The following is a 12,784-nucleotide window of genomic DNA, read 5'->3' as shown; positions in this document are numbered from 1 at the left end:
TCAGCTGCCCGCCTGGATCGAGGCCAGCTGCTCGGGCGTCAGCCGGGACTTCAAGTCGTAGAAGATGTCGGCGGCGGTGATCTTGCGGGTGATGACGCCGTTGCCGAAGAAGGTGTCCACCACGTCGGCCAGGGCGGTGGCGTCCGCCTCGGTGGGCAGGTGCGGCACCGTTGCCTCGCCGCCCACCCGGTGGGCGTCGGCCAGTCGCGCGCCCGACAGTGCGCGCGGGCCGGTCTTCTCGAAGACATTCTCGAAGTCGGCGGGGTTGGCGCGCTGCTTCGCCGTGAGGTCCTGCAGCACGTCGAGATACTTCGCCGCCACGTCCGGGCGCTGGTCGAGCACCTCGGTGCGGAATACGACGACCGAGTTGTCGTTGGAGCCGATGCTCTTCTCGGTGGCGATCTCGACGCCGCCGTTGGCCTTGGCCTCCTGGTAGGGCACCAGGAACGACGCCCAGCCGTCCACCTTGCCGGTTGCGAACGCCGAGGCGGCGTCCTTCTGCTGCAGCGGCACCCGGGTCACCCTGTCGGCCGGGACACCCGCCTGCGCGAGCGCTTTCAGCAGGATGTACTCACCTTTGGCGGCGGGGTTCACCGCGACGCGCTTGCCGGCCAGATCGGCCACCGAGTGCACGCCCGATTCCGGGGTCACGATGATGCCGCTCTGGTCCTTGCCCGCCGGATCCTGCACCGCGACGATCCGCACGCCGACGTCCTTGGACAGCGCGCCCACCACGGGGCTGAACGCCGCGCCCGAGACGTCGAGTTCCTTGGTGTTGAACAACTTCAGGTTGGAGCTGAAGCCGGGGGTGATGCCGACCCACTCGATCTTCGCGCCGAGCGGCGCCAGCGCCGCGTCGAAGGCGCCGTCGCGCTTGCCGACCGCCAGCGGACCGGAGTTGCCCGGGTCGGCGACCTTGAGCACGAAGGAGGCGCCTGCGCCGGTGTCGCTGCCGGTGTCCGAACCACACGCGGCGACGAGTGCGACGAGGGGAACGATCGCTAGCGCGATGCGCATGAGGGCTTGCCGCCACATCGTGAGGACTCCTTGTCCGAATTGTCGATCAATGCCCTCGCAGAGTAGGGACGACGGAGCGGGGTCACGAGGTAATGCTTTCCGTAGATCGGAAAGCTTGACATATCGAGTCGGCTGTACTGCTCGGTTCTTAAGCGCTTGCTAGGGCTTCCGTCTTGGACCGGAATCGCTGCTTCGTCGAGCTTTTCCAAATATTGGAAAGCACAAACCCTTCGCCTCCCCCAGCTGTGTTACCGTCACATCCGTGGAACCCTCCGGCGTGCAGACCGTCACCCGCGCCCTGTCGGTCTTGGACTGCTTCCGCGACGGCCAGGAGCGCGGCGTCTCGGAGGTTGCGCGGCAGCAGGGTCTCGCGGTCAGCACCACCCACCGGCTGTTGGCCACGCTCGTGCAGGCGGGGTTTCTGGAGAAGAGCGCCGAATCCAGCCGGTATCGCATGGGCGGCGCGCTGGCGGAGTGGGGGCAGATCGCCTACCGCCAGCACCGGATCTATCTCGCCGAGCCGTATCTGGAGCAGCTCGCGGGCACCACCGGAGCCAGCTGCTCGGTCGCCACCCGCCACGGCATCCACGCCGTCCTGCTCGGCACCAGCCGGTGGCGGGAGACCGACGGGCACAAACTGCAGGGCGTGCGCCTGCCGCTGCACGCCAGTGCGCTCGGCAAGGCCCTGCTCGCCTGGTCCGAGGCCACCGACGAGCAACTGCGCGAACTCCCCTACGACGAGGGCACCGAGCGCTCGGTGTCGGGGCCCGGCGAACTGCGCACCGAACTGGTCACCACGCGCGAGCGCGGCTACGCCTACAACGACGAGGAACTCGATCCCGGTTTCCGCACCATCGGCCTGCCCATCCTGGATCCGGCAGGCCGCTGCCGGTTCGCACTCGGCCTGCGCGGCCCCACGACGCTGATGATCCCCGAACGGGTGCCGTTCTTCGTCGAACTCGCGAAGGTCACCGCGCAGGAGATCGCGGCCAGGTTCGCCGCCGCCGACTAAACCCCCGGAAATGGGACGATCCGGTCGAAAGACCGCAGGCGCGGATACGCCACCTTATTCTTGACGCGTAATGCATAGGGCGGGGTCGTCATTCGGAAGGCGACAGCAGTCCGCGTCGGCGAGGGCCGGCGTTGCCTGGGAAGGGAGTCGCATGCCGAACGGTCAAGCGCGGGCGCGCGCCGGGGTCTCGACCAAGCTCGACACGGGCCTCGCGCACGAGGCGCGGGTCTACGACTACTGGCTCGGCGGCAAGGACAACTATCCGGCCGATCGCGCGCTCGGCGACACCGTCGCCATGCACATCCCCACCATCCGCGAGATGGCCCGCGCCAATCGCGCGTTCCTCGGCCGGGCGGTGGGTCATCTCGCCCGCGAAGCGGGCATCGTGCAATTCCTCGACATCGGCACCGGCCTCCCCACCGCGGGCAACACGCACGAAGTGGCCCAGCGGATCGATCCGGCCGCGCGCGTGGTCTACGTCGACAACGACCCGCTCGTGCTCGCGCACGCCCGAGCCCTGATGGCGAGCACACCGCAGGGCAGGATCGATTTCCTGGACGCCGATCTGCGGGATCCGCACGCCATCCTGGACGCGCCCGCACTGGCCGACACCTTCGACCCGGACCGGCCCGTCGCGATCCTCCTGGTGGCGATCATGATGTTCTTCGACGACAGCGAGGATCCGCTCGGTGTCGTCGGCCGGCTGCTGGACGCGGCGCCGTCCGGCAGCTATCTGGTGCTCACCCATTTCACGGAAGATTTCGACCCGCGGGCCACGGCGCGCGCGGTGGCCGCCGCCAAGCAGGCCGGGATCGCGTTCCGCGCCCGCAGCCGCGCGGAGACCGAATCCTTCTTCACCGGAACGGAAATCGTCGAGCCGGGTGTCGTTCCGGTCGATGCCTGGCGTCCGGATGCGGGCGCCGCACCGGCCCAGGAGCGCTCCGCCTGGTACTGGGCCGGCGTCGGGCGTAAACCCTGAGCGGCGTTTGAGCCGCCGCCGTTCGGCAATCCCGTCGGGGAGCCCGGCGGCCGCGGACGGCGAGGTGGTGGACACATGGTCGAAGACGTCGAGAAGCGCTGGCGCGATCCGCGCGGATTCCGCCGCGCGGCGACCTACGTCGCCTCGGTCCTCGCCACCGCCGGGCTGGTCTTCCTGCTCAGCGTGCTGTGGGCCGCGCAGCGCGAGTGCGCGGACGCGGACCGGTTGCTGTGCGACAACGCCGCACAGCTCGCCGTGGTGCTCGGCCCGGCGGTGGTCCTGCTGATCGGCGGCATCGGCGCCTTCGTCGAGACCTATGTGCAGTGGCGCCGCGGCCGGACCTGGCCCATCTGGCAGGGCGCGGGCTGGTTCCTGTTCATCTTGATGGTGGTCTACCTGGGCATCGGCGGCGGCGCGGCCGCCGGGTGATCAGTCGGCGACCCGCACGACGACCTTGCCGAAGTTGCGGCCCTCCAGCATGCCGATGAACGCTTCAGGGGCGGCGGACAAGCCGGACACGACGTCCTCGAGATAGCGCACGCGGCCCTCGGCGACCCACTTCCCCATCTCCCGCAGGAAGTCCGGGTAGAGCTCGCGGACGAATTCGGTCTGGATGAATCCGCGCACCGTGAGGCTCTTGGTCAGGATGCGGCCGTAGAAGGCGGGCAGCCGATCGGGGCCGTCGGGGACATCGGTCGCGTTGTAGTTGGCGATCAGCCCGCAGACGGGCACGCGCGCGTGGGTGTTCAACAGCGGAAAGACCGCGTCGGCCACCGCGCCGCCGACGTTCTCGAAATAGACGTCGATGCCGTCGGGGACCGCCGCCGCAAGCTGCTCGGCGAAATCGGGGGCGCGGTGGTCGAGCGCGACGTCGAAGCCGAGTTCGTTCAAGAAGGCGACCTTGCGCGTGCCGCCCGCGATGCCCACCGTGCGCGTGCCGCCGATCTTCGCGATCTGGCCGACGGCCGAGCCGACCGGCCCGGTGGCAGCGGCGACCACCAGCGTCTCGCCGGGCTGCGGTTTGCCGATCTCGCGCAGTCCCGCGTACGCGGTGAAACCCGGCATGCCGAGCACCCCCAGCGCGGTGGACACCGGAGCCTTGCCCGTATCGAGTTTGCGGACCCCGCGCGCCGGAGTGACGTCATGGGTCTGCCATCCCGAATAGGCCAGCACCACATCGCCTTGCGCGACCGACGGATCGCGGGATTCGAGCACTTCGGCCACGGTGCCGCCGACCATCACCCCGCCGATCTCCACCGGGTCGGCGTACGACTTCGCCGAACTCATCCGGCCGCGCATGTACGGATCCAGCGACAGGTACAGGGTGCGCAACAGCACTTCGCCCTCGGCTGGAGCGGGGAGCACCGCGGTCTCGGTCCGGAAGTTCTCTGGGGTGGGCGCGCCCACCGGCCGGGAAGCAAGCACGATTCGCGTCGACTCGACCATGCGCCCACCCTAGCCGCAAGCGCGGGCGCCGGACGCCCGCGCCCGCCCGTGTCCGGTGGTCACCAGGACGGCGAGCGGTCATACCCGCCACACCGGAGATCGCGCCGTCGTTGACATGCAGCCAGGGATTCATGTCGGTGTCGGTGATGCCGAGCGAGACCGTGTTCACCGTGATCCCACGCGGCCCCAGCGTGTCGGCCAGTCAGCGGCCGAGCACCTGGATGATCCGCAAGCACTCGCCGACCAGTTGATGCTGGTGATGGAGGGCATGTACGCGACGACACAGGCGTTCGGCGCGACCGGCCCGGCCGCGCGAGCACGCTCGGTGATCGAGGTAGCCGATCCGCTCCCACGACACGATCGCACACCCCGCGCACAGCGGACCGGGGGCGAACTGCACTCCGGGGTCGTGAGCGATCGGGGCACAGACCATCGGCCATCCCGCACCGAGTGGCGAAACCAGCTATCCGGCAACGTGTTCGAGATGAGCGTCCGGAACATCGACTCGAGCGGGCGGGACATTGGCGCGGGCGCCGCCGATTCGTAGCGTCGGAACCATGACCTTGGAAATCGGCATCATCCTGCCCACTTCGACGCCTGATCCCGCGCAGCCCATCCTGGGCGACGTGCGCGCCGCCGCCCGCCTCGCCGAGCAGAGCGGCTTGGATTCGGTGTGGTCCACCGACCATCTCGTGGCGAGCGCGCCGATCCTGGACAGCACCGTGGTCCTGGCCACCGCCGCCGCGGTGACCGAACGGATCCGCATCGGCTACGGCGTGCTGTTGCCGGCGTTGCGGCCGGTCGCCTGGGCCGCGAAGCAGATCGCCACGCTGCAGTACGTCTCCGGCGACCGGCTGATCCTCGGAGTCGGCACCGGCAACCCGGCGCACGGGGATATCGGTTGGCGTGCGGCCGGTGCGTCCTTCACCGAGCGGGGCCGCCGCACGGACGAGGCGCTGCGGGTACTGCCCGACCTGGTCACGGGGCGGCCCGCGACCCTCGCGGACGGCACCGAGGTCACCCTGGCACCGGGTGCGACCATGCCGCCGGTGCTGGTCGCGGGCGACGGGGAGCGGGCGCGGCGCCGAGCCGCCGCCTATGCCGAAGGCTGGATCGCCATCGGGCTCGAACCGCACGAGGTCGGCGCCAAGATGGCCGACTTGGCCACCCTCGCCGGAGAATACGGCCGTCCGCCGCTCACTCTGACGGTCGTGGCGCCTGCACTGCCCACCGATCCCGGCCGGGCGGCCGGGCAACTGACCGCCTACGCCGAGGCCGGCGCGACACGTGTCGTCCTCGCCCCGTCCGGGCAGTGGGAGGCGGGCTACGAATTCGCCGCGAAGATCAAAACGCAGCTCTGAGCGCGGCTCTCTCACCCGCCGCACAGCAGCGCCAGCCCGAGGCCGAGCAGCACCGCCGCGATCACCGAATCCAGTACCCGCCAAGCCCGCGGACGGGCGAACAGCGGGCCCAGCAGCCGCGCGCCGAAGCCCAGGGCGGCGAACCAGAGCACGCTGGCCAGCATCGCCCCCGCACCGAGAAACCAGCGATCCGGGCTCGCATAGGTGCTGGCGAAGGAGCCGAGCAACACCACGGTGTCCAGGTAGACGTGCGGATTGAGCCAGGTCAACGCCAGCGAGGTGGCCACCGTCGCGCCGAGTGCCGCGGTGGTCCTCCCGGCGTCGGTGCGCAGTGCCGCGGCGCCGAACGCCCGCCGGGCCGCCAGGATCGCATAGCCGAGCAGGAACGCCGCGCCCGCGTAGCGCGCCACCACGAGCACCGCCGGAGCCGACTCGACGACCACGCCGAAGCCACCGACCCCGGCCGCGATCAGCACGATGTCGGACACCGCGCACACCGTGACCACCGCGTGGACGTGCCTGCCGCTGATCCCTTGCCGGAGCACGAACGCGTTCTGCGCGCCGATCGCAACGATCAACGACAAGCCGAAGCCCAAACCGGAGACGGCGGCCAGCGCCGCGGAGGAAACGCTCACGTCCAGCGACGCTAAGGGCGCGGATCATACCCAGGCAAGCTAAAGATTCTTACGTATCATTAGGCTTTCTTAACATGGATCTGCAACTCGACCAGCTTCGCGCGCTCGACGCCGTGATCACCGAGGGGACATTCGACGCCGCGGCGCGGCGGTTGAGCGTGACGGCGTCTGCGATCAGCCAGCGGATCAAAGCATTGGAAGACGCCGCGGGCCGGATCCTCGTACAACGCACGAAACCCGTGCGCGCCACCGAATCCGGGCTGGCCGTGCTCCGGCTGGCCCGGCAGATCCAGCTGCTGTCGGGAGACACCGCGCGCGAACTCGGCGGCGAGCCCGCCGACGGTCCGATCCGGGTGCCGATCGCGGTCAACGCCGACTCGCTGGAGACCTGGGTGCTGCCCGCGCTCGGCCGCGCGCCGCGCGGCGTGTGCTTCGAGATCCACCGCGAGGACGAGGAACACACCACGCGCCTGCTGCGCGACGGCACCGTGATGGCGGCGATCACCTCGACCGCGCAACCGGTGCAGGGCTGCAAGGTCGAGCGGCTCGGCGCGATCCGCTACCGGCCGATGGCCAGCCCGGAGTTCGCCGCCACCTGGTTCGCCGACGGCGCGACCGCGAAGACGTATGCCGCCGCTCCGGTCGTGCTGTTCGACCGCAAAGACGACCTGCAGGATCGCCTGTTGCGCAGGCGTAGTCGCAAACCGCTGGATCCGCCGCGCCATTACGTGCCCTCGTCCACCGGATTCGCCGAGGCGGTCCGGCTGGGGCTCGGCTGGGGCATGCTGCCCGATCTGCAGACCCGAGACGACCAGGCCAGCGGCCGGTTGGTGTCGATCGATCCGGGAGTCGTCATCGATGTCCCGCTGTACTGGCAGCAGTGGCGGCTGGACTCCCCCACTCTCGGCGCCGTTGCCGCGACCATCGCGGCCGAGGCGGCGAACGTGCTGCGCTGACAACGAGTTTCCTTGTCGGCACCATCTTCCGGTTCGTGACACCGCCGGGCCAGTGGTGCGGGCACCCTGCCCCGGCGGCGCCGTATCCGAGAAGGCGCGACCGTGGGCACGGTAGCACCGCCTGGTTGTTCGGAGCCCCAGGCGAGTTGGATGGGCTACTCGCGGCAACCCGTCCGGCGCGGGCGGATTCGGTGCGAAGGTCGCTGCCGGGCGGTTCGTACTCCCGCGCTGCGCAGCCGGGGTGCGATATCGCGGCGACGGCTCGGCCCACACCGCCAACGCCGACGACAGGCCGGTGCCGGGAAGTGCCGCGGAGCGCATCGCACGACATCAGCGCATCCGAGTACCTCGTAATCCGCCGTATCGGGACGCGGCGGGGTAATTTGATCTTCGCAGGCCGACCACAGCTTCAGCTCCATCCCGCACCCACCCGAGATGCACAGGAGTTCACTTTGGCACGGCACCGTCGCCCGAACCGCTCGCGCACCCGCGGGGCATTCGCCGTCGCGGCAGCGCTCGGCATCCTGCTCACCGGCATCGGACCCGATGCGGCCGCACGCCCGATCGGTCCCTACGACGTCGGCGGGCAGATCGAAGCCGAGTACGACCAGGCCGGCGGGCCGGGGTTCTTCGGTGACCCCGTTACGCCCGAGGCTCCCGCCGCCCGCGGCGGCCGCTATCAGGAGTTCGAGCGCGGCTCCTCCATCTACTGGCACCCCGAGACCGGAGCCCACCAAGTCGGCGGCGCGATCCGCGACAAATGGGGCAACCTCGGCTACGAGGGCGGTCCGCTCGGCTACCCCGTGGCGCGAGAAGGGGCGACGCCGTCGAAACCGGGCAGCTACAGCGTCTTCCAGAACGGATCGATCTACTGGTCCGTCGGCACCGCCGCGCATCAGATCGGCGGCGTGATCCGCGACAAGTGGGGTTCCTACGGCTGGGAGAGCAGCCCGCTGGGCTTCCCGATCACCGACGAATCCGCGGGCCGCGCCGGCAACGGCCGCTACAACCTCTTCGGCGGCGGAGCCATCTACTGGTCCTCGCGCACCGGCGCCCACGTCGTCTGGGGCTCCATCCGGGATTCCTGGGAAGCCGCGGCAGGCGAAGCCGGGCGCTACGGCTACCCCACCAGCGACGAGTACGACTTCGAGAGCGGCAAAGCCCAGGACTTCGAGGGCGGCCGCATCACCTGGTCCCGGTAGCCGGGCCCCGAGGGCCGTCGCGCACGGCATCCGAACCGACCGATCGGCCTGCTGAGGAGTTGAGACATGCTCGCTGGACGACTTTTCCCGCGCGCCGCCGACGGGCAGCGGTTCCGCTTGGAGGACGTGCCGGTGCCGACACCGGGTCCGGGCCAGGTACTGATCGCGGTCGCCGCCGCGGGCGTCTGCCTGTCCGATGTCCACCTCATCGAGGGTGTGCTGTCGCCGATGTACCTGACCGGCGACGCGGTCACCCTCGGCCACGAGGTCGCGGGCACGGTGCACACCCTCGGGCCCGATGTCGACGGCCTGCGGCCGGGCGACCGAGTCTTGCTGCAGGCTGGCGAGATCCGCGACGGCAAGACCTACACCCGGGGCGTGGACTACGACGGCGGCTGGGCGGAATACGCGCTGGCCGCCGCCGACACCGTGGTGCCCATCCCCGACGATTTGCCGTTCGAACAGGCTTGTTTCATCCCCGACGCGGTCTCGACACCGTGGGCCGCGATCACCCGGACGGGCCAGGTCCGGGCCGCGGAGTCGGCGGGCGTATGGGGCGTCGGCGGGCTCGGCGCGCACGGGGTCCAGTTGCTGCGGCTCATCGGCGCCGCGCCGATCATCGCCGTCGATCCGCTGCCCGCGGCTCGGCAGCGCGCCCTCGAATTCGGGGCCGACCTCGCGCTCGACCCCGCCGATGCGGAACTGCCGAAGAAGGTGTACGCCGCCACCGGAGGCGCCGGGCTCGACGCCGCGTTCGACTTCGCGGGCGCCGCGCCGGTTCGCGAACAAGCCGTCGGATGCCTCGCCGACGAAGGACGGCTCGTACTGGTCGGACTCACCGACAAGCCGATCACGATCACGAACGGCACCATCTTCAGCTTCCGGCAACAACAGCTGCGCGGGCATTACGGCTCCGAACCCGATCACGTCCTCGAACTGGTGCGCCTGCGCCGCGCGCATCGGATCGATCTCGCCAAGTCGGTGAGCGCGGTCCTTCCGCTGGCCGAAGCGGAGTCGGCGGTCCACGCTCTGGAGAGCAAGGAAGGCAATCCGATCCGGATCGTGCTGACACCGTGAACTTCCGGCAATCCGGGCACCAGAGCGGTGCGTGACGGCTCCGCCGGCGACCCCAACTCGCGTTGGGGCCGCCGCGGCCGAACCAGCCAGTGCCCGAGCCGATCCTCAGACCCCGACCTCGACAGGGATACTGCCACATCACGGCGGCCGCGTCGCATCGGTGATCGTCCATCGGTACGTACATGCGCGTGTGCATGTGCATTGGCGCCACCGGCCTCGAAAACCCCGAAAATCGACGTGAACCCGCTCGAACAGGTAACAGATGCGCATCAGCCACTGTGCCGCGATACCGAACCGTGATCGATGTTCGCCGTCGAATCGCCGAGTTACGGGTGCTGTCAACGACTTTCACGCCCCGGCAGGGGATTCGATGCGCAGGCTGCGCGCGATACCTCGGGCGAGCCGACCGCCCGGTCCTCTGCCGCATGGCGTCGGCTCCGCCCCGTCAGCCCGCCACACCGCAGACCCGGTGGCGTACCACCCACTCGGCAAACTCCTCGCGTGGCGTCATCGATACGTCCGTCGAGTAAGGACGCCGCTTTTCCGCCGGACGCGTCCTATTCGTCCGAGTGCTTCCCGGTGAGCAGATCGCGTAGAAAATGCACGCTTTCGGCCGGAGACAGCGCCTCCACGCTGAGCCGGTTCATGACCGACATGTACAGCTCGACATCACGCTGCTTGTCGAAGTACAGCGAGCTGGCGAGCTGCTCGGTGTAGACGATGTCGGGCAGCTCGGGTTCCGGAAATCGCAGGATGCTGAACGGGCCGCCAGCGGCGGAGTGCCCGCCCGCCGCGTACGGCAGCACTTGGATCCTGATGCTGGCACGGTCGGCCATCGCGACCAGATGCTCGATCTGCTCACGCAGGACCACCATCCCGCCGACCGGCCTGCGTAGCGCGTTCTCGTCGATCACCGCCCACAGTGTGGGGGCGGCAGCCCGGTAGAGGATCTGCTGGCGGCGCATGCGAATGGCGACGCGGCGTTCGGTCTCGTCGGTGTTGCCCAGCTGGATCACCGCGCGTGCGTAATCGGCGGTCTGCAACAGGCCCGGGACGAACTGCGCCTCGTAGGTGCGGATGGTGGTGGCCGCCTGCTCGAGGCCGATGTAGGTCTCGAACCACGCCGGAAGCAGGTCGCTGTAGTGCTGCCACCAGCCCGGGTCGTTGGCCCGGCGAGCCAATTCGAAGTACGTTTCGCGTTCAGCGGGGTCGACAACGCCGTAGAGACTCAGCAGGTCGTGCAGATCGCGTTCCTTGAACCCGGTCCGGCCCAGTTCCAGCCTGCTGATCTTGGCGTGCGATCCGCGGATGGCGTCGCCCGCGGCCTCCCTGCTGATCCCGCAGCCCTCGCGCAGCTGACGCAACCGGCTGCCGAGCGCTATCCGCAGGACGGTCGGACCGCGTTCCGCCGCAGGGAATTCCGCGTTGTCGCCGCTGTCCTCGTCGTTGCTCATGCAATGCCTCCGGCCGATCGGGGGTTAGACCGCGGGGCCCAGTGCCTCCACCATCACAGCTGTCTGAACGTCGGCTGAAGATCCTACTCGGCCGTACGCCGGCCCCGGCCCCGACGCGGGCGCGTGCCGCGATTCGGGTGCGCATTCATGGATTCGCAAGAGCGCCAACGCAATATGCCGACCGCATTCCCGGGCGAGTCGGGACCGCTGTGCGTAGAGTCGCCCCCGACGGTGGCCATGCGGAGAAGGAGCGCCATGACGTCGGCAGAGGCATCGACCCGACTAGCGGGTGTGGACCCGGACGTGCCCAGCATCGCACGCGTGTACGACTACGCCCTCGGCGGGACGGACTGGTTCGAGTCCGACCGGCGGGTGTACCAGCACCTGAAGAAGGCGGTGCCGCATCAGGACGACGTCGGCGCCGCCAATCGGCGCTGGCTCGAGCGCGCGGTCCGGTACGTCACCCGGTCGGCGGGCGTCGACCAGATACTCGATCTGGGCAGCGGCCTGCCCACGCAGAAGAACACCCACGAGATAGCCCAGGAACTCGGTGCCGAGGTCGCGGTCGTCTACGCGGACAACGACCCGATCTGCGTCGCACGCGGACGGGAACTGCTGGAAGCCAACGAGCGCACCCACTTCCTCGACCTGGACCTGACCCGGCCCGACGAGGTGCTCGACGACCCCGCGGTCAACCATTACCTCGACCTGACCCGGCCGGTGTTGCTGATGCAGTGCGGCACCCTGCATCACGTCGACGACGACCAGGACCCCGCGGGCATCATGCGGCGCTACATCGAGCGGCTCGCGCCGGGGTCCTATGTGATGATCAGCCACTTCTACGATCCGGCCGACGAGAACGAACACCTGCACGCGCTGGCCAGGCTGGCCGAGCGGGCACTGCACGACGAGGGCCTCGGCACCGGCCGGTGGCGCACCCGTGCGCAGATCCAGGCGTTCTTCGACGGACTGGACATGGTCCCACCGGGATTGGTGGAACTGCACGAATGGTGGCCCGGCGGCCCCGCACTGCGCACGCCGTGGCCCGACGAACGTCTCATCCTCGGCGGCGTCGGCCGCAGAAGGTAAGCCCGCCCCCCACCACGGAGCCCGACATGACCTCGAACGACGTGCAGATCACCGATCAGGACATCCAGGACAAGCTGACCGGCGTCCTCGGCTTCACCAGCATCGACCTCGCGACGTCCAAAGAGGGCGTGAACTGGTGCTCCAACGCGTTCTTCGCCGAGCTGGACGGCGATCCGTTCCGCTTGACCCTCGCGCTCGAGTCGGGCGGGCGGACGCTGGAGGGCCTGAGCGCCAATCCGAGCATCGGCGTCAAGGTCGTGCCCGACGGACTCCTCCACCCGTTCGCACAGGGCCTGGGCACGGCCGTGGTGCGCACCGATGCCGGTGAGCGGGAGGAGACCTTCCGGACGCTGTTACGAAAGGAGCCACAGATCGAACCCTTCTTGTCCACACCGATCGAGGCGGTGGTGGTGTACATCGATTGGTGGCGGGTGACGCACGTGCAGGGCGGATGGCTGCCCGGACGGGTGCTGCACCGGCCCGGCGCGTCCTGAGTCACCCGCCCGTGCGTACCGACCGGTTTTGGCAAGCGATCATGGTGGGCACGACCGTTCTC

Annotated in this window: 13 protein-coding genes; 9 read left to right on the top strand and 4 right to left on the bottom strand. The window is 69.4% G+C overall.

Annotated features, from left to right (window positions below; all coding sequences use genetic code 11):
- On the bottom strand, window positions 1-1,035 hold the full coding sequence (locus NNI01S_RS15850) for an NrtA/SsuA/CpmA family ABC transporter substrate-binding protein (protein ID WP_063020859.1): 1,035 nt from the start codon (window positions 1,033-1,035) through the stop codon (window positions 1-3).
- Window positions 1,036-1,279: 244 nt separating this feature from the next.
- Here NNI01S_RS15850 and NNI01S_RS15845 point away from each other — a divergent pair, with 244 nt between their 5' ends.
- From NNI01S_RS15845 to NNI01S_RS15835, 3 genes are all read left to right on the top strand, one after another.
- A complete protein-coding gene (locus tag NNI01S_RS15845; RefSeq protein ID WP_063020858.1) occupies window positions 1,280-2,029 on the top strand; it encodes an IclR family transcriptional regulator in 750 nt (249 codons plus the stop codon).
- 151 nt (window positions 2,030-2,180) lie between these two features.
- Window positions 2,181-3,008: an SAM-dependent methyltransferase gene (locus NNI01S_RS15840; protein WP_063020857.1), complete on the top strand. Its 828-nt coding sequence runs from the start codon at window positions 2,181-2,183 to the stop codon at window positions 3,006-3,008.
- A 75-nt stretch (window positions 3,009-3,083) separates the two neighbouring features.
- Window positions 3,084-3,437: a hypothetical protein gene (locus tag NNI01S_RS15835; protein WP_063020856.1), complete on the top strand. Its 354-nt coding sequence runs from the start codon at window positions 3,084-3,086 to the stop codon at window positions 3,435-3,437.
- Here NNI01S_RS15835 and curA read toward each other — a convergent pair whose 3' ends face one another.
- Window positions 3,438-4,454 carry an NADPH-dependent curcumin/dihydrocurcumin reductase gene (gene curA, locus NNI01S_RS15830; protein ID WP_063020855.1) on the bottom strand — a complete coding sequence of 339 codons (1,017 nt, stop codon included), beginning with the start codon at window positions 4,452-4,454 and terminating at the stop codon, window positions 3,438-3,440.
- A gap of 557 nt (window positions 4,455-5,011) precedes the next feature.
- Between curA and NNI01S_RS15820 the strand changes: the two genes are divergently transcribed.
- Window positions 5,012-5,815 (top strand): LLM class flavin-dependent oxidoreductase, encoded by an 804-nt coding sequence (locus NNI01S_RS15820; RefSeq protein ID WP_063020853.1) that lies wholly within the window; start codon window positions 5,012-5,014, stop codon window positions 5,813-5,815.
- A gap of 11 nt (window positions 5,816-5,826) precedes the next feature.
- On the opposite strand, the gene NNI01S_RS15815 is transcribed toward NNI01S_RS15820, so the two are convergent.
- The gene (locus NNI01S_RS15815) at window positions 5,827-6,450 is read right to left on the bottom strand and encodes a LysE/ArgO family amino acid transporter (protein ID WP_218019208.1); all 624 of its coding nucleotides are present in this window, start codon (window positions 6,448-6,450) and stop codon (window positions 5,827-5,829) included.
- A 74-nt stretch (window positions 6,451-6,524) separates the two neighbouring features.
- Here NNI01S_RS15815 and NNI01S_RS15810 point away from each other — a divergent pair, with 74 nt between their 5' ends.
- The 3 genes from NNI01S_RS15810 (at window position 6,525) to NNI01S_RS15800 (ending at window position 9,685) form a co-directional block, all read left to right on the top strand.
- Entirely contained in the window at window positions 6,525-7,406 is an 882-nt protein-coding gene (locus NNI01S_RS15810) for a LysR family transcriptional regulator ArgP (RefSeq protein ID WP_063020852.1), read from the top strand.
- 452 nt (window positions 7,407-7,858) lie between these two features.
- Window positions 7,859-8,608 (top strand): LGFP repeat-containing protein, encoded by a 750-nt coding sequence (locus NNI01S_RS15805; RefSeq protein WP_063020851.1) that lies wholly within the window; start codon window positions 7,859-7,861, stop codon window positions 8,606-8,608.
- Window positions 8,609-8,674: 66 nt separating this feature from the next.
- Entirely contained in the window at window positions 8,675-9,685 is a 1,011-nt protein-coding gene (locus tag NNI01S_RS15800; protein WP_063020850.1) for a zinc-binding dehydrogenase, read from the top strand.
- Between the two features lie 557 nt (window positions 9,686-10,242).
- On the opposite strand, the gene NNI01S_RS15795 is transcribed toward NNI01S_RS15800, so the two are convergent.
- Window positions 10,243-11,139 (bottom strand): Sco1979 family transcriptional regulator, encoded by an 897-nt coding sequence (locus tag NNI01S_RS15795; protein ID WP_063020849.1) that lies wholly within the window; start codon window positions 11,137-11,139, stop codon window positions 10,243-10,245.
- 255 nt (window positions 11,140-11,394) lie between these two features.
- Here NNI01S_RS15795 and NNI01S_RS15790 point away from each other — a divergent pair, with 255 nt between their 5' ends.
- Window positions 11,395-12,228, top strand: coding sequence for an SAM-dependent methyltransferase (locus NNI01S_RS15790; protein WP_063020848.1), 834 nt, complete (start codon window positions 11,395-11,397; stop codon window positions 12,226-12,228).
- A gap of 26 nt (window positions 12,229-12,254) precedes the next feature.
- Entirely contained in the window at window positions 12,255-12,722 is a 468-nt protein-coding gene (locus NNI01S_RS15785; RefSeq protein ID WP_063020847.1) for a hypothetical protein, read from the top strand.
- The last annotated feature ends 62 nt before the right edge of the window (window positions 12,723-12,784 follow it).

It is taken from the genome of Nocardia niwae NBRC 108934 = DSM 45340, from assembly GCF_001613465.1.
In the GTDB taxonomy this organism is placed as follows: Bacteria; Actinomycetota; Actinomycetes; order Mycobacteriales; family Mycobacteriaceae; genus Nocardia; species Nocardia niwae.
This window is presented reverse-complemented; position numbering and strand designations above follow the sequence as displayed.

Bases quoted from the DNA above. Each gene is read 5' to 3' on its own strand.
- NNI01S_RS15810 (WP_063020852.1), top strand. From the start codon at position 6,525: ATGGATCTGCAACTCGACCAGCTTCGCGCGCTCGACGCCGTGATCACC.
- NNI01S_RS15850 (WP_063020859.1), bottom strand. From the start codon at position 1,035: ATGTGGCGGCAAGCCCTCATGCGCATCGCGCTAGCGATCGTTCCCCTC.
- NNI01S_RS15795 (WP_063020849.1), bottom strand. From the start codon at position 11,139: ATGAGCAACGACGAGGACAGCGGCGACAACGCGGAATTCCCTGCGGCG.
- NNI01S_RS15790 (WP_063020848.1), top strand. From the start codon at position 11,395: ATGACGTCGGCAGAGGCATCGACCCGACTAGCGGGTGTGGACCCGGAC.
- NNI01S_RS15840 (WP_063020857.1), top strand. From the start codon at position 2,181: ATGCCGAACGGTCAAGCGCGGGCGCGCGCCGGGGTCTCGACCAAGCTC.
- NNI01S_RS15835 (WP_063020856.1), top strand. From the start codon at position 3,084: ATGGTCGAAGACGTCGAGAAGCGCTGGCGCGATCCGCGCGGATTCCGC.
- curA (WP_063020855.1), bottom strand. From the start codon at position 4,454: ATGGTCGAGTCGACGCGAATCGTGCTTGCTTCCCGGCCGGTGGGCGCG.
- NNI01S_RS15785 (WP_063020847.1), top strand. From the start codon at position 12,255: ATGACCTCGAACGACGTGCAGATCACCGATCAGGACATCCAGGACAAG.
- NNI01S_RS15800 (WP_063020850.1), top strand. From the start codon at position 8,675: ATGCTCGCTGGACGACTTTTCCCGCGCGCCGCCGACGGGCAGCGGTTC.
- NNI01S_RS15820 (WP_063020853.1), top strand. From the start codon at position 5,012: ATGACCTTGGAAATCGGCATCATCCTGCCCACTTCGACGCCTGATCCC.